Source organism: Paenibacillus hunanensis (assembly GCF_034055775.1).
Taxonomy (GTDB): domain Bacteria; phylum Bacillota; class Bacilli; order Paenibacillales; family Paenibacillaceae; genus Saccharibacillus; species Saccharibacillus hunanensis.
The window spans coordinates 888,701-912,265 of sequence record NZ_CP139194.1 but is presented as its reverse complement, the minus strand read 5'-3'; the positions used below and the strand labels follow the sequence as shown (position 1 = coordinate 912,265).

Annotated in this window: 17 protein-coding genes and 1 pseudogene; 2 read left to right on the top strand and 16 right to left on the bottom strand. The window is 48.4% G+C overall.

All coding sequences use genetic code 11. The features are described from left to right. Nucleotides 1-2 precede the first annotated feature (2 nt). Nucleotides 3-824, top strand: a complete 822-nt coding sequence (locus tag SK066_RS03625; protein ID WP_188774088.1) for a flagellar motor protein MotB — start codon at nt 3-5, stop codon at nt 822-824. Between the two features lie 59 nt (nt 825-883). Here the strand turns inward: SK066_RS03625 and SK066_RS03620 are convergent, their stop codons facing one another. The 16 genes and pseudogenes from SK066_RS03620 to argC all read right to left on the bottom strand — a co-directional run bounded on the left by SK066_RS03620 (nt 884) and on the right by argC (nt 22,625). Further along, nucleotides 884-2,503, bottom strand: a complete 1,620-nt coding sequence (locus SK066_RS03620) for a PDZ domain-containing protein (RefSeq protein WP_320543679.1) — start codon at nt 2,501-2,503, stop codon at nt 884-886. A 175-nt stretch (nt 2,504-2,678) separates the two neighbouring features. Further along, complete coding sequence (locus SK066_RS03615; protein ID WP_188774090.1) at nt 2,679-4,139, bottom strand: S41 family peptidase; 1,461 nt, start codon at nt 4,137-4,139, stop codon at nt 2,679-2,681. Nucleotides 4,140-4,227: 88 nt separating this feature from the next. Continuing rightward, nucleotides 4,228-5,505, bottom strand: a complete 1,278-nt coding sequence (locus SK066_RS03610) for a murein hydrolase activator EnvC family protein (protein WP_320543678.1) — start codon at nt 5,503-5,505, stop codon at nt 4,228-4,230. A 151-nt stretch (nt 5,506-5,656) separates the two neighbouring features. After that, nucleotides 5,657-6,577: a permease-like cell division protein FtsX gene (gene ftsX, locus SK066_RS03605; RefSeq protein WP_188774092.1), complete on the bottom strand. Its 921-nt coding sequence runs from the start codon at nt 6,575-6,577 to the stop codon at nt 5,657-5,659. Then, nucleotides 6,567-7,253 carry a cell division ATP-binding protein FtsE gene (gene ftsE / locus SK066_RS03600; protein ID WP_188774093.1) on the bottom strand — a complete coding sequence of 229 codons (687 nt, stop codon included), beginning with the start codon at nt 7,251-7,253 and terminating at the stop codon, nt 6,567-6,569. The genes ftsX and ftsE overlap by 11 nt, the downstream gene beginning before the upstream one ends. A gap of 252 nt (nt 7,254-7,505) precedes the next feature. Beyond that, a complete protein-coding gene (locus tag SK066_RS03595; protein ID WP_320544792.1) occupies nt 7,506-9,059 on the bottom strand; it encodes an MDR family MFS transporter in 1,554 nt (517 codons plus the stop codon). A 585-nt stretch (nt 9,060-9,644) separates the two neighbouring features. After that, complete coding sequence (locus tag SK066_RS03590; RefSeq protein WP_320543677.1) at nt 9,645-10,649, bottom strand: LacI family DNA-binding transcriptional regulator; 1,005 nt, start codon at nt 10,647-10,649, stop codon at nt 9,645-9,647. Nucleotides 10,650-10,715: 66 nt separating this feature from the next. Beyond that, nucleotides 10,716-10,823: pseudogene (locus SK066_RS03585) on the bottom strand (metallothiol transferase FosB); the annotation flags it as partial. 307 nt (nt 10,824-11,130) lie between these two features. Further along, complete coding sequence (gene uxaC, locus SK066_RS03580) at nt 11,131-12,555, bottom strand: glucuronate isomerase (RefSeq protein ID WP_320543676.1); 1,425 nt, start codon at nt 12,553-12,555, stop codon at nt 11,131-11,133. A gap of 1,198 nt (nt 12,556-13,753) precedes the next feature. Then, nucleotides 13,754-15,157: an argininosuccinate lyase gene (gene argH / locus SK066_RS03575; RefSeq protein ID WP_320543675.1), complete on the bottom strand. Its 1,404-nt coding sequence runs from the start codon at nt 15,155-15,157 to the stop codon at nt 13,754-13,756. Nucleotides 15,158-15,165: 8 nt separating this feature from the next. After that, on the bottom strand, nt 15,166-16,419 hold the full coding sequence (locus SK066_RS03570) for an argininosuccinate synthase (protein WP_188774101.1): 1,254 nt from the start codon (nt 16,417-16,419) through the stop codon (nt 15,166-15,168). A gap of 165 nt (nt 16,420-16,584) precedes the next feature. Then, nucleotides 16,585-17,550 carry an ornithine carbamoyltransferase gene (gene argF / locus SK066_RS03565; protein ID WP_188774102.1) on the bottom strand — a complete coding sequence of 322 codons (966 nt, stop codon included), beginning with the start codon at nt 17,548-17,550 and terminating at the stop codon, nt 16,585-16,587. A gap of 190 nt (nt 17,551-17,740) precedes the next feature. Next, nucleotides 17,741-18,976 (bottom strand): acetylornithine transaminase, encoded by a 1,236-nt coding sequence (locus tag SK066_RS03560; RefSeq protein ID WP_320543674.1) that lies wholly within the window; start codon nt 18,974-18,976, stop codon nt 17,741-17,743. A gap of 111 nt (nt 18,977-19,087) precedes the next feature. Beyond that, a complete protein-coding gene (gene argB, locus SK066_RS03555) occupies nt 19,088-19,897 on the bottom strand; it encodes an acetylglutamate kinase (RefSeq protein WP_320543673.1) in 810 nt (269 codons plus the stop codon). Between the two features lie 306 nt (nt 19,898-20,203). Beyond that, nucleotides 20,204-21,430, bottom strand: coding sequence for a bifunctional glutamate N-acetyltransferase/amino-acid acetyltransferase ArgJ (gene argJ / locus SK066_RS03550; protein ID WP_320543672.1), 1,227 nt, complete (start codon nt 21,428-21,430; stop codon nt 20,204-20,206). 136 nt (nt 21,431-21,566) lie between these two features. Then, nucleotides 21,567-22,625: an N-acetyl-gamma-glutamyl-phosphate reductase gene (argC, locus tag SK066_RS03545; protein WP_320543671.1), complete on the bottom strand. Its 1,059-nt coding sequence runs from the start codon at nt 22,623-22,625 to the stop codon at nt 21,567-21,569. 469 nt (nt 22,626-23,094) lie between these two features. Between argC and SK066_RS03540 the strand changes: the two genes are divergently transcribed. After that, nucleotides 23,095-23,547, top strand: a complete 453-nt coding sequence (locus tag SK066_RS03540) for a DUF6386 family protein (RefSeq protein ID WP_320543670.1) — start codon at nt 23,095-23,097, stop codon at nt 23,545-23,547. The last annotated feature ends 18 nt before the right edge of the window (nt 23,548-23,565 follow it).

Sequence of the window (23,565 nt, the reverse complement as noted above, 5' to 3'; positions counted from 1 at the left end):
CGATGGGACGTTATTCTCGCCGCCAATCCAAGTCAACCGGACATGATCATAAGGATCGCTGGTTGATCACGTACGCCGATCTGATCACCCTGCTGCTGATCTTCTTTGTCGTTATGTATTCGGTTAGTCAGATTGACTCAGACAAATATAAAGTGCTGACCGAATCGCTACAGCTTACTTTTCAGAGTCAAAACTCGATTCTCGATGGTGGCAAAGGCGTAACGGGAACTGCTGGACAAAGTGTTAATAATGGCGGTAAAGGCAATCAACAAGGGCAAAACGGACAAACTCCCCAAGGACAGCAAAATAGCTCTGGACAGGAGACACTCACCAATCGCGAGCAAGCGTTTCGTGAACAGGAGCGCGAGCTCGCTAACCTGATGCAAGTCATTCAAAACTATGTACAAACGAACAATCTGCAAGGGCAGGTGTCTGTCGTGGACAAGCCGCAGGGCATCTCGATTACACTGAGCGATCAGTTTTTATTTGATGAAGGGAAAGCTGATCTGAAGTCAGGCTCGCTCGGAACGCTTGCTCGATTAGCCAGTCTGTTCCAATCGATTAACACCACGATCAGTATTGAGGGGCATACGGATAATTTGCCGATTGTGTATGCGTCTCGCTACAAGGATAACTGGGAGCTGTCAGGTGCACGGGCGCTATCCGTGCTGCGCTATTTTATCGATGTGAAGAAGCTGGATCAATCGAAGTTTCAATATGCCGGCTATGGAGCCACACGTCCAACCGCAGATAACTCTACACCAGCCGGACGGCAAAAAAATCGGCGGGTAGAGATTATTGTACTGCGTCAGCTACAAGAATAGATTGGTCATAACAAAAGGGAAGGCACTCACTAATGAGTGCCTTCCCTTTTGATTTGGGATCAATGATCCCTTTTACGACTACGTTTGGGTAAGCCGACCCATCCATCAGCAGCCGCTGTTGGCTCTGTAGAGGATCGTGGCTGTGTAGCTTCTGGCAATACAGATTCCGATTCTGTATCAGACGGCGCTGCTGATCTGTTAGCATCGTCTGGATTGGATGTAGACACCGTCTTTGTTAAAGATACGGGTGCCTTCTCTTCTACATGCTGTGTCACGTCCTCAGACTGCGTCTGCTCCGCTTGCTTGCTAGTACTCTTCCTCGTCTGTATACGCTTCGAATTGCGGTTAGAATCAACTACAGCCTGTCTGGATGGAGTAGTCAGACTCTCATCGCCTGCTGTAAGCATCATCGGACTTCGTGCTCCGCCTTTACTCACGACAGGCTTACGAAGCAAATGAAAGGCATTTAAGCGCTGGACTTCCCTTGTTACTACAGCATCATCTTCCGGTACGAAGATCATACCTAGCTGATGATGCTCGCCAGCATAGATTGCACGTTGTAAAAACTTACTCTCTCCATCCCGATTCAGTACCTCCAGCTTACAAAAAGCTGGATTCATCCGTAGTGCTTCATGCAGCGATTGTGGGCTGTGCACTTGAACCCCATTCGCCTTAAACATCGTCTCGGCTGATTGGATACCTAACTCATCGGCAGGGCTGCCTGGAATGACAGCCAGTATGCGCAGACCACGCAGGGAATGAGTATACATCGGCATCCGCTCTGCCTCCTGACGGCGGCTACTGTAAGCGATATATTCGCGCCAGATCACACCGATCCAGATACCCAGCAGTGCCAGCGGCTGCCACCAGTAAGCAGCAACAGCCAGAATAATCAGCACCGCACTACTCTGCCAGAGCTGCTTGGAAATGATACGTGCTTTGGTCTGTGGCAAATCACTCTGTGTCAGCACACTCGTACCGATCATGACAGGCAATACGGCCAGCGTTACACCAGCACTCCATGCTTCGCCGCCATGCAGCGGCTGCCATGGCAACAACCAGCCGCCAGCCGCTGGAACGAGCAGCCAGACAGGAACCGGCCAGAACGCATCCAGTGTATATCCGCCTACAGGCTTGCCACGCTTTCCTTCAACCGCTACTGGCGAAGACAGTCCGGATGCCTGAATACGAAACAGCACGGCTTCTGCAATATGTAGCAATACAGCCAGCGCGAATAATACCATCCAATCCGTTTGACGAATAGCGTCAATCATAGTTCCGAGCCATCCAGCTGCTGGCGTGTCCGGTATGAACCACAGCACCATATACACGATACTGAGCAATGCCAGTGCATCCAGCAGATGAGCAAGACGCAGACGGAACAACGATAAGATCACGATCAGCCCAGCAATGACCCATAATAGCTGTGGCTGTGTATGTATACCTACACCGGTCATTAGCAGTGAAGCCAATATGCCAACGAGCAAGCCTGCTCCTACCGTGCGTAGCACGCGCCCGGCGTAAATATGCACGCGAATGTTAAACAATCGCCTTTCCAATAGTCCCTGCCGCCGATAATGCAGCAGTACAGCCAGTAAAAATATATAATAAAATGGTTGCGTAAGTAGCGATACGATGATTTCCAGTACAATGTGCAGCGTCTTGCCCAGTATCTCCACTACGGCTCACTCCCCTTTGTGTTCCCATTCCAGTCATCGATATGCATCGTGTCAAGTAATCGGCGTGATGATTCAATCCATTCTATTGTATCGAAATGTATCCAAAAAAAGAAGGCTGCGAACAGCCTTCTCTGGAATCATTTGTATTAACGTGAATAGAACTCAAAAGTTGCGCTTACTTGGCTGCGCTAACCTGCTTTTCCACACCTGCAATCGCTTTGTTCAGTTGAACATCATATTGCGGATCTTGAATATGCTTGATCAGTGCTGCTTCTAATGCCGCGGCTGTTTTCGCGTCGATCTTGCCTGTTTGCTCCAGCTTTTGCTCTGCCTGGAATGCACGAACCTCCGTTTCGGTACTCCGGTCAAAGTAGCCGTCTTTACGATCGACCTTGTAGCCAAGACCTGCTAACATGATCTGTGCATTTTTTACATTGTCATTGTTCATGTCGTAGGCAAGCACGGTATCGGTATTGATTGGTGTCACCGTATAGTAATCCGGTGGTGCTACCGCGACGTCAGGCTTGATGCCTTTTTTGTGAATCCAGTCGCCGTTTGGTGTGAGCCATTTGGCGATGGTGATTTTGATCAGGCTACCATCATTGAACAGATTGTCCATGCTCGTCTGTACGGTTCCTTTACCATACGTCGTTTCGCCATACAATGTCGCACCTGCGGACTGCTTGAGTGCTCCGGCAAGAATCTCCGACGCACTGGCACTGCCACCATTGGTTACGACTGCAATTGGATAATCCACGCTCTGACCGCTAGAATTCGCAACCTGACGCTGTCCTTTGCGGTCTTCGATCTGAACGATCGGCTTGCCCTTGGCGATTAATTGAGATGCCATATCTTCCACAACAGACAATACGCCGCCTGGATTGTTACGCACGTCGATCACAAGACCCTTCATCCCCTGCGATTGCAGCTTGGTCAGCTCTTGTTTGAAGCGCTCGGCTGTATTGAGCGAGAACTGCGTAATCTCGATAACGCCGATCTTATCGCCTGTCATGCGCGCATAGACGGTTTCCATTGCGATATCGTCGCGTGTAATTTTAAAAGTCATCGTTTCCTTGCTGCCGGCACGCTGAACCTCCAGCTGAGCGACCGAACCTTTTTCGCCGCGAATTTTAGCTACTGCGGCATTCAGATCGCTACCGGACAGCTTCTCGCCATTCACAGAAACGATAATATCCTTCGCACGCAGACCTGCTTTTTCCGCAGGGGAGCCCTTAATCGGTGCCACGATAACGACATTTCCGTTATCCTGCGATACCTCCGCGCCGATGCCCGTAAATGAACCTGCGATCGATTCGCTGAACTGGCTCGCTGTATCGGTATCCATATAGCTAGAATACGGATCACCCAGCGCTTCCATCATGCCGTTGATCGCACCATCGACCAGCTTGCTTTCATCCACATTCTGATAATAATTGCTCTCGATCAGGCTAGCGACTGTACTTAGCTTACTTTTCTCCTGATCGTTCAGACCACCACCGCTGAGTGCGCCCAGTACGCCCTGACCCATCGAGGCTCTCTGCACAAAGGATGGTAAATTCACTACAGCCAGCGTCAGCACGCTACTGAGTACCATCATGGCAACCACAAGCAGAGCTACCGTGCGTTTTCTCATCATGTAAGACCGCCTTTCTAAGCTAAAACCGGCTTGTCCATCATCCTCCACCTAAAGGGAAGGACGATGAACAGCCGGAATCGCAATCGTATTACAGGTATCCCATTGGATCTACAGGCGATCCATTTACACGTACTTCAAAGTGACAGTGAGGACCGGTTGAATTCCCTGTGGAACCGACCTCAGCAATCTTTTGTCCGCGGCTGACGCTTTGTCCAACCTGTACCATCACACCGCCATTGCGAATATGACCGTACAGCGTCTGGATGCCATTACCGTGATCGATAATCACTGCATTCCCATAGCCGCTCATCGCACCAGCAACCACGACCGTACCGCCATCTGCTGCGGTAATGTCTGTTCCTTGCGGAGCCGCAAAGTCGACACCTGCATGTAGCTTATAAATACCAGTTACTGGATTTGTACGATAGCCGAATGGTGAAGACAAGCGTGCGCCAGATACTGGCACGCTCAGCGTACCGCTTCCGCTACCTTGATAACCACCGCCGCCTCCGCCACCGGAGGAGCTACCGCCACCACCGCTAGCTGCGCTGCGCGCTGCTGCTTCAGCCGCCGCACGTGCTTCCGCTGCGGCACGCTCCTGTGCTTCGATTGAAGTTTTCTCGCGATATAGAGCGGCACGTTTGTCTGCCAGATCCCACAACGCTTGCTCTTGCTCTGCTGTCGTATCTTCGGCATTTTGAATTTGTAGATCGTATTTAGCGATCAGGCGTTGCTTTTCGTTTTCTTTTGCATTCAGCTCGCCCTTACGCTTCGCTTTTTCTGCATATAATCCTTTTGCCAGCGCATAGTCTGCTTTTAATTTATTTTGCGTCACAATGACGAATTGTTTATCTTTTTCGTGCTGTGCCAGAATGTCCTGATCCTGATCCACGATCATACGCAGGGAATCTGCACGCTCAACAAAGTCGGAAAAGCTGTTCGCAGACATCAACACATCCAGATACGAAACCATACCGTCGGTGTACATCATACGTACTCTTGTATCAATCATGCCTTCTCTTGCCTTGATCCGCTCTTGAGCTTCAGTCAGATCCTTTTTCGCCTGTCTCAACCCTGTTTCGGTTTTCGTGATGTCATTGGACACGCGAGCAATCTGGCTATTTACTTCGTTGATGGCGTTCAGCACAATACCCAGATCATGCTTGGCAGCTTTTCGCAATGCAGAAGACTTCTCGCGCTGTGCCTCAGCAGCTTTCTGTTGCTGTTTCGCTTCTCGTGCCTGTTTCTCGACAGCTTTCAATTCCTGCTGAATGTCACTCGATGATTTGGCTGCGGATGCCTGTGCAGGCGGAAGTAATGCAGCGGCCAATAAGATAGCGGCCATAATTGATGCGGCTTTTTTCAACTTTTATTCCCATCCTTTATATCCAGTAGGTTATTTTAAATAGTCGTTTCCGGCACTCAGCAATTACGTCATTTTCATTTATCGGCAACTTTAAGTGATCTGTTATAGGTCTACAGTCCTTTTTGGTAAAAATTAGGACTATTTTTGAAAATTAAACTTTCAGGAAGCGACGAATCGATACCGTACTTCCCCAGATGCCAATCAAGACGCCCAGAACGAGCAGTAATCCGCCTAGCCATAGCCATACCTTCTGTAATGGCACCAGCGTAATGAGCGTTCCGAGACTGAGTGAAGACTGTGCTGCATGAACCAGCTGCTGATATCCGACGAACAGAATCGCAATCGTAACGAGTGCTCCAATTCCACCCAGCAGTGCACCTTCAATGAAGAATGGCCAGCGGATAAATTGATTGGTCGCCCCAACCAGCTTCATAATACTAATCTCACGACGACGTGCCAGAATCGTAACCCGAATCGTGTTAGCAATGAGGAACATCGCCATCAATGCCAGTGCAGCAACCAGTACCAGACCGATATTGCGGATCAGATCAGTTACCTTAAACAGGGTCTCAATCGTCTCACCGCCATAGCGTACTTTGAGGATCGGCTTCTCAACATGCTCATTGTTGAGCGCTTCAATCTTCTGTGCGACAAATGGCACCGTGCTCGCTTCGACAACCTGTACACGCAGTGCATCAGGTAACGGGTTGTTATTTTCGGCATAGCCTTCCAGGAAGTTTTCGCCGCCTTCGCCAAGGTTTTGACGCAGCTCCTTCAAGCCTTCATTTTTCGGAATGTAGGTGATGTTGCTAACCTCTGGCATTTTGCTGATCTCGCTTTGCAGCTGCTCACGCAACGACTGGCTGACATTCAGCTCTAAAAACACATTGATCTCGACCTGGCTGTCTGCCTTATCGGTCAACTGATTCACATTGTAGACGAGTAAAATGAACACGCCCAAAATTAATAAAGACACAATAATGGAGGTAATGGATGCCACCGACATCCATCCGTTGCGGAACACGCTTCGAAAACCTTCCCGCAAGTGTCGCAAGAAGGTACTAAAATTCATAACCGTACTCCCCTCTGATCTGATCTCGTACAATCTGTCCATTCTCGATCGCGAGCACGCGGCGACGCATCGAGTTAACGATATCCTTGTTATGTGTTGCCATAATAATGGTCGTACCGCGGAAATTAATCTCATCCAGCAATTGCATAATGCCAAACGATGTCTCCGGGTCCAGGTTACCTGTCGGCTCATCGGCAATAATGACGGACGGGTTGTTCACGATCGCGCGTGCAATCGCAATCCGCTGCTGCTCACCGCCAGACAGATGATCGGGATAGCGATTCGCTTTGCTTTGCAAGCCTACCAGCTCCAGCACTTCCATCACGCGCTTCTTCATCTGCTTGCGCGGCGCTTCAATAACTTCCATAGCAAAAGCGATATTTTCATAAGCCGTTAGCTTCGGCAACAGACGGAAATCCTGAAACACCACACCGATGTTACGGCGCAGCAAAGGAATCTTGCGCTGCTTGAGCTTGCCAAGATTGAATCCATTGACGGAAATCTGTCCCTTGGTCGGCTTTTCCTCCCGATACATCAGCTTCATAAATGTCGATTTCCCTGCTCCAGAGGGACCGACTACATATACAAATTCATTACGGTCAATTTTGACGGAAACGCCTTGTAGCGCATGTGCGCCATTCGCATACGTTTTCCATACGTCCTGCATCTCGATCAATTCATCACTTCCTAATTACAGGTTCAGGGCCAATGTGCAAGGCCAGGTGATCAGGCTTTGTAGCTGGCCTATGTATCGCCCAATTTCGGCAGGCATGACACAATTCCACAATCTCTATTGTAACAAATTCGTTACCTGCTGGGTACTATAATAACCTGAAAATATCCGTAGAATCAAAAAACGATCGATTTCATTTTTGTCATGAAATCGATCGTTCCTGTCATAGTGCGGCTTGCCGCTTGTTGATACAACTTATGAAGATGTCTGTTCTCCAGCAGCTCGCTTGCCGCTTTGACGAGAGCTGGTTACCGCTCGCGCACTTCCCATGAGCGAAACGGCAACAAGCGCACAGACCGCAGGTACGATTGCCCAGCCAAATGTACCCGCTACCGAATGAGTCAATGCCTGCCGAATCACATCCAGCACACCGGCCGGAATCTGTGACTGCATCTGCTCCGATAATAGCGCACGCGGATCCACCTGTGACAGATCCATGCCTGCTGGCAGCGCACCTCCACCAAGCTGTTGCTGCAATTGTCCGTTTAGCAGACTACGCTGAATCAGACCGAAAATAGTCACTCCGACCGACATCCCCAGCGAGCGGACAAAGGATAGTGTGGAGTTCGCCGCACCACGCTGGCGAACATCGAACTCCTGAATTCCGCTAATCCCCAGCACAGAGAACGAGAAGCCGATCCCAAAGCCCGTAATGACCAGATCCAGCACCAGCAACCAGTTTGGCGTATCGGCCTTCAGCTGACTTAGCAGCACCATTCCGATAATAAAGACGATGGCCGAGAACATCATAATGCGGCGGAAGGTCATTTTATTAACCAGAATCCCACCGACCATCGCTGCAATCACTGAGCCAATCGTCATCGGCATCAGCGTCAGACCTGAATTGACCGCCGTACCTCCGGTCACCCCCTGCACGTAGATCGGAATATACAGAGTGACCGTAATAAATGCCGCACCATAGAAAAATCCAGCAGCGACACTACCTGCAAACAAACGCTGACGGAACATCGGAAAAGATACAATCGGCTCGGCCGCTTTCCGCTCCGCAAACACAAAGCCAATCGACAGCACGACAAAGCATGCCAGCAAGCCTACTATGAACGGCGAGCTCCAAGCATATGTGCCGCCACCTAGCTCCAGTGCAAACATAAGCGATACGACCGCACCTACAAGCAATGTCGCACCTGTCCAATCAATCCGCTGACGTGAACGCTCCAGCGATTCACGATAAAAGATCGCGATTAGCAGCAACGACAAAATGCCCAGCGGTACATTAATGTAAAAGACCCAGCGCCAGCTAGCATATTCGGTAATATACGCACCCAGCAGCGGCCCAAATAAGCTGGACATGCCAAATACCGCTCCAAGCAATCCCGTCATCTTACCACGCTTTTCCGGTGGAAAGGAATCAAATACGATCGTAAACGCAATCGGTACCAGCGCACCACCGCCAATCCCTTGAATAGCTCGATACAGACTAAGCTGCACAATCGACTGTGCCGTACCGCACAGAATCGAACCGAGCATAAACATAATCAGACCGAATATAAAAAATCGTTTACGTCCATACATATCGGACAGCTTACCAAAGATCGGTGTGCCTGCCAGTGAAGCGACCAGATACGCCGACGTTACCCATACAAACTGATCAAATCCACCCAGATCGCCAACAATGGTCGCAATCGAGGTTGCGACGATCGTATTATCGATCGAAGCGATAAATATACCCAGCAGCAGCCCAGCTATGATCCAGCCTGTTGCATTTTTCTTCCCGGCCTGCGCCGCCATTCCATTCATGATGGTCACTCCCTGCTCTAAATTCATGCTCCGCAAAATGCGTCATACGTTACTATTAACACATTAGCACGTGAATGACCCATTGGTCATTATAGAATTGTGAATTATTTTTGAGCAGTGGATTGGAGTATTCAATTGGAGCAGTGAATATGAAATGAAGAGCCTATCCCCATCTCTTACAGTTCCACGTCTTCTTCTTTAAAAAGTAACTCGCTCACAGCCTACTGCTACCAGTGCGGAAACGCGAACGACGCTACCAGAATACGCATCATAAAAAAGCCAGCCCGGCATGAAGAGCGTTCCCTCGATCAATACGATCCGAAGAGACACATATTTCATTCCGAACTGACTATAACTCATTGACTATACGCAAATAGTGATGAATGACTGGAATACACGAGCAGTGAGGGTTTTGGAAGAACTCATTTTGAAGAAGCGTTTTGAACATGCTCAATGAGAAACAGAAATTCATTTCTCCGCATATCACCCTTTCGAGTTTTCCAACTGCAATGTGATCTTTTCAAAGGATGCTTCTATCACTAGCACACCACGCTAACCATCAATCCTAAGCTTACTTTACTCTGAACGCTCTGCCACTGAACGACGCTCAACCAGCTCCGTTCCGAGGAAGATCAATTCCTCGCCAGCACATTGCTCGCTAATACGCTCCAAAATCTTCGTCGCACCATGCGCACTAATTTGCTCAATCGGACGCTTCACGGTTGTTAACGCTGGGTTGGTATACATCGAAAAGTTAATATCATCGAATCCAACAATCGATAGCTCCTCTGGCACCTTGATTCCCATCTCAAATGCAGCATTCATCGCGCCAATCGCCATATCATCATTCGAACAAAAGACGGCTGTTGGCGGTGAATCGAGCTGTAGCAATGCCTCCATCGCCTGATAGCCACTTTCCGTGCTATAGCGACCGGGTACAATATAGCTCGCTGGAATCGTAATCCCTGCTGTTTTCATTGCATCCAAAAAGCCGGTACGACGCTGCTCCGCAGACTTGAAGCCCTTCATTCCTTCAATGAGTGCAATACGGCGGTGTCCCTGCTGAATCAGGTATTCTCCCGCATACTGCGCTCCCTCACGGTCATTCGATACAATATTCACAAAGCTACCATCAGGAATAAGACGGTTCAGCACCACCAGTGGAATCTCCTGACTAACAACGTGCTCAATAAACGCATTATCATCATCGCTCTGACTCATTAAAATAATGCCATCAAATCGCTTCGGATGAATCGTGCTGTAATCCTCATAATCATCAATCCCACGCACGAACAGATTATACTCAATTCCGATCACCGAATTCACACCCCGAATCGTAGCCGCAAAAAAGCTGCTACTCGTTCCATGCGATAGACTGGTGAAAAACAGTCCAATCGTATGCGAACGCTGCAATACAAGACTTTTCGCATTATAGTTGGGCGTATAATTCAGCTGACGTGCAATTTCAACAATTTTGCGCTTGGTGACTTCCTTGATTAATGGGCTATTGTTGAGCGCTCTGGATACGGTCGTATGCGACACATTAGCCAGCCTGGCAATATCTTTAATGGTAGATGCCATATGCATACCTTCCTTTTATCGTCACTTGTACTGGAGATGTTCGACCTGCATCGTTCCCAAGCATCATTAATCGAAAAACTCCATATGTGTTTTTTCCTGCTTATAGTATTCGAGGCGATCCTGCAAGGTGCCTGTATGAAATTCAAATTTATGACCATCCGGGTCTGTAAAATAGCAAGTAATTAATACCTTTGATCGACAATCGTTTCACCTCAATATGGTTAACCTGCTAATCTACACCTAACCATACCATATTATTTCTGCCGCATGTTAGCGCTATTGTTATGGTTCCATGCTTCAATTCTATTCGTCTATGCAAATATGCAAAAAGAGTCTTCCCTGCCGCTTCTGCATCATACACGGCAACAGGAAGACTCTGTATACACTGGCGCTTAAACTGCGCTTGAAATTAGGAATATAGTTCGATCATTCATGATTGCTTATCAAACTCATCCATTTGCAGGTAGTTACTAATGACTAATTAGGACACCGGTACAACCGCTGGAAAACCAAAATACTGCTCTGCATTGTGATAGCAAATATTAGCGACCATCTCACGCAGCAGCTCATCGTCATCCGGTGCTTCGCCTCGTTCGACCCAGCTTCCGAGCAGATCACAGAGTAGACGACGGAAGTACTCATGCCGTGTATACGACAGGAAGCTACGCGAATCGGTCAGCATACCGACAAAGCGTGCCAGCACACCATAGTTTGCCAGAATACGCATCTGCTCCATCATGCCATCCCGATGATCATTGAACCACCATGCTGTACCGAACTGAATTTTACCCGCGATACCGCCGCCCTGGAAGCTACCTGCTACGCTGGCAAGCACCTGGTAATCGTTCGGATTGAGAGAGTAGAGAATCGTTTTCGGCAAGCCACCTGCGGTCTCCATCCCGTCCAGCAGCCCTCTCAGCGGAGCAGCGATTGCACCATCGTTGACGGCATCATAGCCAGTATCCGGGCCAAGGCGGCGGAACATCGGCGTATTGTTGTTACGCAGCGCATGAATATGAAGCTGCATCGCCCAGTCTAGCTCGCGATACAATCCTGCCAGAAATATAAGCGTGTACGATTTGTGCTTGGCTTCTTCCTCGGCAGTTACACTACCCTCCTGTAATGCTTTGGCAAAAATACGACTTGCTTCCTCACGCGTCGTATCTGCATATACCAGCACATCAAGCGCATGATCCGATACTCGTCCACCAGCAGCATGGAAAAAGCGCACGCGTTGCTCCAACGCCTGTAAAAATTCATCATAGCTATTCACTTCACGTCCATATACCTCACTAAGCTGATCCAGCCACGGACGGAACGTATCCCGATTGATTTCCAGCGCTTTGTCGGGACGAAAGCTTGGCAGCACAAGTGTATGAAAATCGCTTAATTCCCGGATCGCCGTATGATGCTCCAAGGAATCAACGGGATCATCGGTCGTACACACTACCGTTACCTTAGATTTGGTGATCAGATCACGTGCGCCAAAGCCTTCGCCCTGTAGCTGCTTGTTTACCTTTTCCCAGATTGCAGGCGCAGTCTGCTCGTTCAACAGCTCGTCTACGCCGAAAAAGCGTTGCAGCTCCAGATGCGTCCAGTGATGAAGCGGATTACCGATTAATTGCGGCACCGTACGCGCCCAGGCAAGAAATTTATCATAATCATCGGCATCGCCTGTGATGTATCGCTCGTCTACGCCGTTGGCGCGCATCACTCTCCATTTGTAGTGATCACCATAGAGCCATGCCTCGGTGATGTTTTTAAATGTTTTGTTATCGCGAATCTCCTGTGGGCTAAGGTGACAATGGTAGTCAATAATCGGCATATCCTTGGCGGTTTCATGATACAGGCGGATCGCGGTTTCACTATTCAGCAAAAAGTTCTCATCCAGAAACTTACGGGCCATACCTCTTCATTCCTTTCGCATCGGGCTGATGATGGATTTTGTTAACGTGAACATTTTTATAGTTTTATTGTATACGTTTTCAGATATTACGCAAGGGGGAATTGATTTGGGAGATGAGATTGAGCTTAAAGTGTAGTTAGTAGAGCTTTTAGAGCTTTTAGAGCTTTTAGAGCTTTTAGAGCTTTTAGAGCTTTTAGAGCTTTTAGAGCTTTTAGAGCTTTTTAAAAATTTAAAGCGGATGCTTTTTTAGACTATGGTGCTGAGGCATCCATCACTTGCGGTAAGGAATAAGGGAACGGACTCGGGTGGAGCCGCGGGAATCTTTTGGAATGGGGTGAGAATGAAGATTCCCGCCCCTCCAAAGCTGTAAGATATTTTGCTCCGCAAAAATCACTTTTTATTGAATCCCGTGTTAGGAAATCTCTAACACTGCAAGTCGTCCTTTTCCCTTATTTCCTTCCCTCCGTTCCGTAATTATCGCAGTCTACGAAGTAGCAAAAAACATAAACATAGTAGCGGTTAATAGGTTCTTTTAGTTCTTTTAGTTCTTTTAGTTCTTTTAGTTCTTTTAGTTCTTTTAGTTCTTTTAGTTCTCTTAGTTCTCTTAGTTCTCTTAGTTCTCTTAGTTCTCTTAGTTCTCTTAGTTCTCTTAGTTCTCTTAGTTCTCTTAGTTCTCTTAGTTCTCCTAGTTCTCTTAGTTCTCCTAGTCTCAAGTGTACGCTGTAATTGCTATATTCGTTCACTCCATAATATGTAGAACTTAATAGAGTTTTTAATCGAATGGAGATAATAATATGTCACTTAAACATGTCGGATTCACCTACATAATCTTCAATCTTTGAGCGTACTTTAAGTACAGCACTTCAAGCCTTGATACAACTGCTATGATGAGAAAGCTCGCTTTTAATGGTGAACGACCGCAATAATTAACCTTTTCATCTTTGAGTACAGTAATCTTTTATTCATTAATTCAACAATAATGAACTACAGCAACACTAATGAAGATTACTCATACTTGAAAGGCGGTAAGCATAGCAAAAAAGCTCATGCGCACTTGTCTTGCGAAAAGTGAGGCATGAGCTTTTTAACTTTTAATTTATGGTCGGTTTTGATAGCAGCTGTTGGGTATGGGCTGTGTAGCAAATGTATTGGCTTTGCAGATACATCCTGCAACTATGCGACATACCTGGCTTAGAAATTAAGCGTGTTGCTCCAACCATGCTGTAGTGTGCTGAAGCTTGCTGCCTGCGCGTTCGATGGCTTGTTCGACCTGTACGGTTGCTGTACCGCCGTAGACGTTACGGGCGTTAACGACGGTTTCCGGTTGCAGGACGTGGTAGATGGTGTCGTCGAACAGTGGAGAGAATTGTTGGAATTCTTCCAGGCTCAGGTCGAGCAGGTATTTACCTTCCTGAATGCAGTACAGGACAGTTTTACCGATCACTTCATGCGCCTGACGGAAAGGCAAGCCTTTTCCAACGAGGAAGTCGGCGATGTCGGTTGCGTTGGAGAAGTCTTTGTTTACGGCTTCGCGCATGCGTCCGGTATTGACCTTCATCGTTGCGATCATCGGTGCGAACAGCTGTAATGCGCCTTCCAGAGTAGCCACGGTATCGAACATGCCCTCTTTGTCTTCCTGCATATCTTTGTTGTATGCCAGTGGAAGCGACTTGAGTACAGTCAGCAGACCAATTAGGTTGCCGTACACGCGACCGGTTTTACCGCGTACGAGTTCGGCTACGTCCGGGTTTTTCTTTTGTGGCATGATGCTGCTGCCTGTGCAGAAAGCATCGTCCAGCTCGATAAAATTAAACTCGGTGCTGCTCCACAATACCAGCTCTTCGCTCAGACGAGACAGGTGTGTCATGATCAGCGAAGCACCTGCAAGGAACTCGACGATAAAGTCGCGATCACTTACAGCATCCAGACTATTTTCGTATACACCATCAAAGCCAAGCTGCTCAGCTACAAAATGGCGATCGATTGGGAATGTCGTTCCTGCCAGCGCGCCTGCGCCCAGTGGCAGTACATTAATGCGCTTGTAGCTATCCTTCAAGCGATCAATATCGCGCTCGAACATCGATACATACGCCATCAGATGATGCGCGAACAGGATCGGCTGGGCACGCTGTAGATGTGTGTAGCCTGGAATGATCGTATCCAGATTATTTTTCGCCTGATTGATCAGGGATTCCTGCAATGCATGCAGCAGACCAACTAGCTCTACCGCACGATTACGTAAGTATAGGTGCATATCGGTAGCCACCTGATCGTTCCGGCTACGTCCGGTGTGTAGCTTACCACCCACCGCGCCGACCTCTTCGATCAGATGCTTTTCAATATTCATATGAATGTCTTCATCGGAAACGGAGAACTCGACCTGACCTGCACGGATTTTGTCCAGTACCTTGTTCAGACCGGCTTTGATCGTCTCCACATCTTCAGCGGGTACGATGCCGCATTTGCCCAGCATCGTTACATGCGCCAGACTCCCTTGAATATCTTCTTCTGCTAATGCTTTATCAAAATGGATCGAGGCGGTATATTCCTCGACCAGATGATTTGTTTGTTTGGTAAACCGTCCACCCCAAAGTTTGCTCATGCTGCCGGTCACACTCCTTGCTTCGCTTGGCTTGCTGCTTGCTGTACACCTGCATTAACTTTCAGACGCAGTGCGTTCAGCTGGATAAAGCCGGCTGCATCGCCTTGATCGTAAGCATTTGTTGGATCAGCTTCCATTGTCGCGATATCCGGGTTGTACAGACTGTATGGGCTGCTCAGTCCAGCTGCGATTACATTGCCTTTGTACAGCTTCACACGTACGGTACCGGTTACGTTTTTCTGACTTTCGGTTACGAGTGCTTGCAAGGCAAGACGCTCCGGAGCGAACCAGAAACCGTTGTACACCAGATTCGCATAACGTGTAATCAGCGAGTCACGCAGGCTCATTACTTCGCGATCCATCGTGAGGGATTCCATCTTGCGGTGTGCAGTGAACAGAATGGTTCCACCTGGTGTCTCATACACGCCACGGCTCTTCATACCGACAAAACGGTTTTCAACCATATCGACACGACCGATACCATGCTTGCCGCCCAGCTCATTCAGCTTCTCCATCGCTTCCAGTGGAGTTAGCTTTTGACCGTTCAATGCAACACAGTTACCTTTTTCAAATTCCAGCTCCAGCATTTCCGGTTGATCCGGTGCATCCTCTGGCGATACGCTCAGCAGGAACATATCTTTGTTGTCTTCTGCACTTGCGTCAAAGTTCGGATCTTCCAGCACGCCGCTCTCGTAGCTAATATGCAGCAGGTTACGGTCAGTCGAATAAGGCTTCGCTGCCGATGCGGTTACGGGAATGTCGTGAGATTCTGCATAAGCGATCATCTCAGCGCGACCCGGGAAGTCAGCGCGGAATTGCTCCAGACGCCATGGTGCGATAACTTTAATTTCCGGTGCCAGTGCAGCTGCGTTCAGCTCAAAACGAACCTGGTCATTCCCTTTACCTGTTGCACCGTGAGCAATGGCAATTGCGCCTTCTGCGCGAGCAATCTCGACCATACGCTTCGCGATCAGTGGACGTGCAATACTCGTACCAAGCAGGTATTGTCCTTCATACAATGCGCCAGCCTGGAACATTGGATAAATGAAGTCCTCTGCAAATTCAGCACGCAGATCATCGATGTATACTTTGGATGCGCCCGTAGCGAGTGCTTTTTCTTCCAGACCATCCAGCTCGTCAGCCTGTCCGATATCTGCTGTGAATGTGATAATCTCAGCATCGTATGTTTCTTTCAGCCATTTCAGAATGATGGATGTATCCAATCCACCGGAGTATGCTAGAACGATTTTGTCTTTTGCCATTGCTAATATGCCCTCCAATATAAAACCTTTTGACACCGTGCGGTGAAGCTGGAATGTAGCATTCCAGGCAGGCTTCATCCGCATACGGTCAAAAGGTTTTGGTCTGATGTAGTCATTATACACGATTCAGCCGCCACACAGGCGACTCGTTCGCCGTCCATCCATTTAGCCGATCAATGCCGCCATAATCGCTTTCTGCGCATGCAGACGATTTTCCGCTTCATCAAAAATAACGCTGTTGCCACCATCAATCACGCCTGCGCTTACTTCCTCACCGCGGTGTGCTGGTAGACAATGCAGGAAAATATAATCCGACTTCGCGTGACTGACGAGCTGCTCGTTTACCTGATAATCGGCAAAGGCTTGCTCGCGTACCTTTTGCTCCTCTTCAAAGCCCATGCTTGCCCATACATCGGTATAGATCACATCTGCATTCTCTACCGCTTCCTTCGGATCACGCACGACCTTGATCGTCGCACCGCTCTCTGCCGCCAGCTCCTGACATTGCTTCAATACCTCGGCATCTGGCTCATAGCCTTCTGGACTCGCCACATACACATCCAGCCCTACACGTGCGCCGCCGATCATGAGCGAATGCGCCATATTGTTACCATCACCGACATAAGCGAGCTTCAAGCCTTTCAGCTTACCTTTATGCTCAACAATCGTTTGGAAATCCGCCAGTACCTGACATGGATGTCCCAGATCGCTCAGTCCGTTAATTACCGGGATGTCTGCATATTTGGCTAGCTCGGTTACATTTTCATGTCCGAATGTACGGATCATGATGCCATCCAGATAACGCGACATGACCTGTGCGGTATCGGCAATCGTTTCACCGCGTCCCATCTGGATATCATTTTTGCTCAGGAACAGTGCATGTCCACCAAGCTGATACGTACCTACCTCGAACGATACCCGTGTCCGTGTGGATGATTTTTCAAAAATAAGTCCGACCGTCTTACCTTCCAGCGGACGATACGCTTCGCCTGCTTTCTGTTTACGCTTGAGTTCGATAGCAAAGTCGATCAGAAATTCAATCTCCTCCGCTGTAAAATCACTCAGCTCGATAAAGTCTTTGCCTTTAAAATGGCTCAGTTCCAGCTTGCCTGTCTGTGCTGTATCTGCCAATGGTATTCCTCCCTTGTGGATAGCTATTCTGTTCTATGTGTAGTACGGAATCCCTTATGAGGCATTCCGTAGCTAGGATTGGTGTTCGCCTGGTTTATCGTTTGTAATAGCAGCCTATACTTGCATTCGCGGATAAAGAACACGATGCTCGATTTCTTGGCTGCTAGCTGGTCTGATCACGCTCCGCTGTTCAGTTACTATTAGCTCCAGCCGTTCCAACAACCGGCGCATGCTCCTGAATAAGCTCGCTCAGAATCGTTACCGCATGATCGATCTCTTCCTTCGTAATGAGCAGGTTCGGCAGCAGACGAATGACGTTAGGCCCCGCGCTTACGAACAGCAGTCCCTTTTTCTGTCCAGCAAGAATCAACTCATTAATTGGAGCCGTACATTCGATTCCGATCATCAGACCTTTACCACGAATCTCGATGACAAATGGATGGCTGCTCAGCTTGTCTTCCAGCTGCTGCATCAGATAGTCGCCCATCTCTGCTGCGTGCTGAACGACGTTTTGCTCCTGCATCGTTTCTAGTGTAGCTATCACTGCTGCTGTCGCAAGTGGTGTACCGCCAAATGTAGAGCCATGACTGCCTGCGGTAAAGGCATCTTTCAAATACGCTTTACCTACCATCGCGCCAACCGGGAAGCCGCTAGCCAGACCTTTTGCCAGTGTGAAAATATCCGGTTCAATACCATAATGCTCGGATGCGAGCAGCTTACCTGTACGTCCCATGCCTGTTTGAATCTCATCAATGATCAGCAACACGCCATGCTGCTTGCACAGCTCGGCTACGGCCTGCACATAAGCTACTTCTGCTGGATAGACGCCACCCTCAGCTTGAATCATTTCCAGCATAATAGCGGCAGTATGAGGACCGATCACCTTTTGCAATGCATCCAGATCATTCAGCGGCACTGTGATAAAGCCAGCTGGCAACGGATGGAAGCCTTCTTTTACCTTGTCCTGCCCTGTCGCTGTCAGTGTTGCGAGCGTCCGTCCATGGAACGATTGGGTAAAGGTAATAATTTCGTAGCGCTCTTCGCCCTTAATCTTCTGCTGATATTTACGTGCCAGCTTGATCGCTGCTTCATTCGCTTCCGCTCCACTATTACAGAAAAACACCGCATCACCAGAGGTGATTGACGTCAGCATCTGAGCTGCCTTTTCCTGATTCGGAATCTGGAATAGATTCGATGTGTGCCATAGCTGATCCAGTTGCTCTTTTAGCTTAGCAGCCACAGGCTCAGGAGCATGCCCCAGATTCGTAACCGCCAGACCGCACATGAAATCGAGATACTTGTTTCCTTCGGCATCCCACAGATAACTGCCTTTTCCTTTTACAAATGCAAGCGGATAGCGCGCATAAGAAGGAAATAATGCACTTTCATTTGTTGCTGATGGCTCATTGCTCATCGGATTCGTCATGCTGGTCACGCTCCTTGAATAGTTGATTTTAAAATACAGCTCGTGTAAGCCTCTACTCGCCTCTACCTTGACTAACGACATCCATCTACTCTATTTATCGTTACGATACTGCTACAGCACCGTCTGGCGTACAATACGTGTTCCAACTGCGTCTCCGTTCAGCACGCGGCTGAGAATACCCGGCTCGCTTCCGTCGACAATAATAACCTCCTGTACGTCTCCCTGAATGCAAGCAACTGCCGCCTTCACTTTCGGGATCATACCTCCATAAATTTCGCCCGTCTCGATCATATGCTGCGTATCCTCAATTGTGACCTGAGGTAATACAACCTTCTCACCCTCGACTGTTCGCATAATACCGGGCACATCCGTTACTACGATCATACGTGGTACGCCCAGATGCGAAGCAACCGCACCTGCTGCCGTATCGGCATTAATATTGTACCGTTGCCCTGTAGCATCCACCCCAACAGGAGCGATGACTGGCATATAGCCCAGATTCGTAATCGCTCGTATAATTGTGGCTTCTACATACGTAACATCCCCGACCAGTCCAACCTCCGCAGAATTGGCAACCGGTTTGGCCTGGATCAGACCGCCGTCGACACCAGAGATGCCGATCGCTTTTGCCCGGCTGCCCTGAATTCGTCGGACGATCTGCTTGTTGATGCTGCCCGAAAGCACCATCTCCACTACATCCAACACCTCTTCGGTCGTCTTACGTAAGCCGCTCACAAATTCCGTCTCAATCCCCAGCTTCGCCAGATTGTCCGAAATCGCCGGGCCACCACCATGTACAATTACCGGCTGAACGCCGGATTCCTGAATCTGCTGCAAATCTTCAAAAAACGAGTCCGGCAACGCAGCCAACGTGCTGCCTCCGCATTTCATGACAAAGGTCTGCCCCGCTTGTCCAGTCATCGCTTCCCCTCCGTTTCTAGCGTTAGTGCATTTCTAACGCGAGGTTCAATAAAAACATGATTTTTGCGACAGCAAAATATCTTACATTTCTAGCGTTAGCGCATTCCTAACGCGAGGTTCAATAAAAAGTGATTTTTGCGACAGCAAAACATCTTACATTTAGCGTTAGCGCATTCCTAACGCGATATCCCATAAAATACAACTGAACTTCACAACATATCCTAATCTATCGTGCACCAACATTTTTCTAACCAAGCTACAGCACTATCACTACATCTAATCCAACTATCCATCTCACCGCTTCATTTATGTACGGTAAGCAGCATTAATACGCACATAATCATACGTGAGGTCACAGCCCCATGCGATGGCCTGACCTTCACCATAGTGCAAATCTACCGTAATACGCACCGTATCTCCTTTTAGATACTCTAGCGCTGCTTCTTCATCAAAAGGCACCGGACGTGATGCTGTCAGCACAACAATATCGCCCAAACGAATATCGACCGTATTCACGTCAACCGGCTCACCCGCACGTCCTACCGCAGCAATGACGCGTCCCCAGTTCGCATCTGCACCAAACATCGCCGATTTCACCAGACTGGAGCCAATCACCGTCTTCGCAATCGCTCGTGCAGACAGGTCGCTTACTGCTCCGGTCACTTCCACCTCAACCAGCTTGGTTGCTCCTTCTCCATCGCGTGCAATCGCCTGTGCTAGATGCTCACACACATGACGGAATGCTGCGGCAAAAGCTGTCCAATCCTCATGCTCTGGTGTCAGCTCCAGATTGCCTGCATGTCCACTCGCCATCACGACGAGCATATCATTTGTACTTGTATCACCATCAACCGTAATCATATTAAATGTACGATCTGTCGTATCGCGTAGCAGCAGCTGTAGCGCATCGGCTGGAATAACAGCATCGGTTGTCATAAATGCCAGCATCGTCGCCATATTCGGATGAATCATACCCGAGCCTTTGGCTGCACCAGCGATATGCACTTCAATACCATTCACTTCCACCTGCACGCAAATTTCCTTTTTTACCAGATCGGTCGTCAAGATCGACTGGCAAAAGGCTTCCGCATGGTTCGGCTCATAACCAAGCTGCTCCGGCAACCGTTCGATTCCAGCAATCACACGATCCATTTTCAACAATTCGCCGATTACACCTGTAGAGGCTACTGCCACGTCCTGTTCATCCAGACCCAGCTGACGCGCGGTTTCCGCACGCATCGCATACGCATCCTGCTCCCCTTGCTGCCCTGTGCAGGCATTTGCATTACCGCTATTCACGACAACCGCACGCAGTGTGCCATTGGATAGGCTATCGCGTGTCACCTGTAGCGGTGCCGCTTGAAACAGATTTGTTGTATACACAGCAGCCGCTGTTGCTGGAACATCACATACAATAACGCCCAGATCATTACGCTCTGTTTTTTTCAGTCCGCAATGCAGACCTGCTGCTTGGAATCCTGACGGTGTAGTTACAGAGCCACCTTGAATCGGTTTGAACAATTGATCTGACATGATATCTCCTCTCACTTCCTGGTCGACGATGTGGATATACTTTGTAGATAGATGGAATGACATATTTCTTTTACAGACAGTTTTTATACTTTAGAAAGCTTTACATCTTGGATCGTTCTACAATAAAACGAGCTGCTTACGGGTACACTGGAACCATATTCAGACCGAGGTTTTCCTCCCAGCCCATCATTAGATTCAGGTTTTGGATCGCCTGACCGGCTGCCCCTTTAACCAGATTATCGATGACCGAGATAACCGTCATCCGTCCTGTACGCTCATCCAGTGCAAATCCGATATCGCAATAGTTTGAGCCTGTGACTTCTTTGGTCGCTGGCCATTGTCCTGCGGAACGTACACGTACAAACGGGCGCTCTTTATAATAATTACGGTACAAATCAATCCATTCCTGCTCGGAATGACCACCGTCTGTTTTCATATACATCGTGCTCATAATTCCACGTGTCATTGGCACCAGATGCGTGGTGAAGGTCACCTGTACCGGTTTATTCGCCACCTCACTGAGCACCTGCTCAATTTCAGGAATATGCTGATGCTTGTTAACCTTGTAGGCTTTGAAGTTTTCGTTCATTTCCGCATAGTGGGACGTCAGGCTTGTACCACGACCTGCACCCGATACGCCAGACTTGGCATCGATAATAATCGTATCGGTGTTGACCCAACCTGCTTCTACAGCGGGCAACAAACCGAGCAGCGATGCAGTCGAATAGCAGCCTGGATTCGAAATCAGTCGCACATCACGTACATCGTTATCCTTTAGCTCGCACAATCCGTATACTGCCTCAGCGAGTACATCCGCTGGTGCTGGCTTATGCTTATACCATTTTTCATATTGATTCGTATCCTTTAAGCGGTAGTCACCCGATAGATCGATCACTTTCAGCCCCGCTTCCAGATACTGCGGCACGAGTTCATTGCTCACACCAGATGGCGTAGCGAGAAAGACCAGATCCGCCTTACTTGCCGTTTCCTGTGGATCGACACCATCCAGCACCATATCCAGCATACCGTTCAGATGCGGGAATTGCTCTGAGATCGGCTTGCCACTACTGGAAGCCGAAATAACGGATGTAATCGTTACATTCGGATGATGCTGTAAAAAACGAATCAGTTCCACCCCGCCGTAGCCAGTGGAACCTACGATAGCAACTTTTAGTTGATGTGAACTCACGTGCATTTCCCCCTGTTCAGTACTCTGGCAACAGCATCTGTTGTGATTATATCCTTCTCCTGTATTGGGAGGATAAAGGTGATGGTCTGCTGCGATACATTGTTTTGTCCGATGAATAATCTGTGTATTATTATACATCCGATGTAATATAAATACAACCTTGAATGCAAACATTATTTTAAGCGCCTTGAAGCTACATACTGAGCTGCCATGCGGCTCGGTGTAACTCGAATGATAGGATGATGTTATGTTAAGATAAATGATAGTTCATTCCGCTATCATGAGTATTCATCCGATTTTATGCTATCTGTATTCAGTCTTTTCCTTGGAAAATTGGCTTCCGCACTATCATCCGTTACACTACTTTCACTGTAACCTGTGATCACTTTATTCGTATCATCCTATTCATACTGGAGGAATCATCGCATGCAGGCTTCATTTTCATTTACAACCGATACAGCAGCCTTATCGATCTTTGATCTACAGGCCATTGGACGATACTCCCGACTGGTGGACGCTTGAAGAGGATGAGCTAGAGGAGATCAATAACGGTCACATCGCTCTACTACATGTAGAAGACGATGATACATATGATGTGCATATTATGAAGGCAATCGAGCAACCGCAAGTGCAATGTCTACTCTATGCTCCTTCTGGTCAGCTATTTATCGGTGCAGCAGAGGACACCACAGGTGGTGATCTAGAACCAGATGATTCTGGCGCGGTCTCCGGTCAACTGTGGACGGTAGAGCAAGGTGTATATGCACTACAGGTGTCACGGCAACAACAGACGATCCAGCTTGCCCTGCAATGGCTGGCAGCGACTCCAATAGAATGGCAGCAATCTCACTCTGAGCAACATATAGCTGATGCCTCCGAGCAGGGCGCAGTTCAGTTGAATTCATTCGAGCAACGATTGCGCCTGTAGTTTATTTCATTAGTGTGG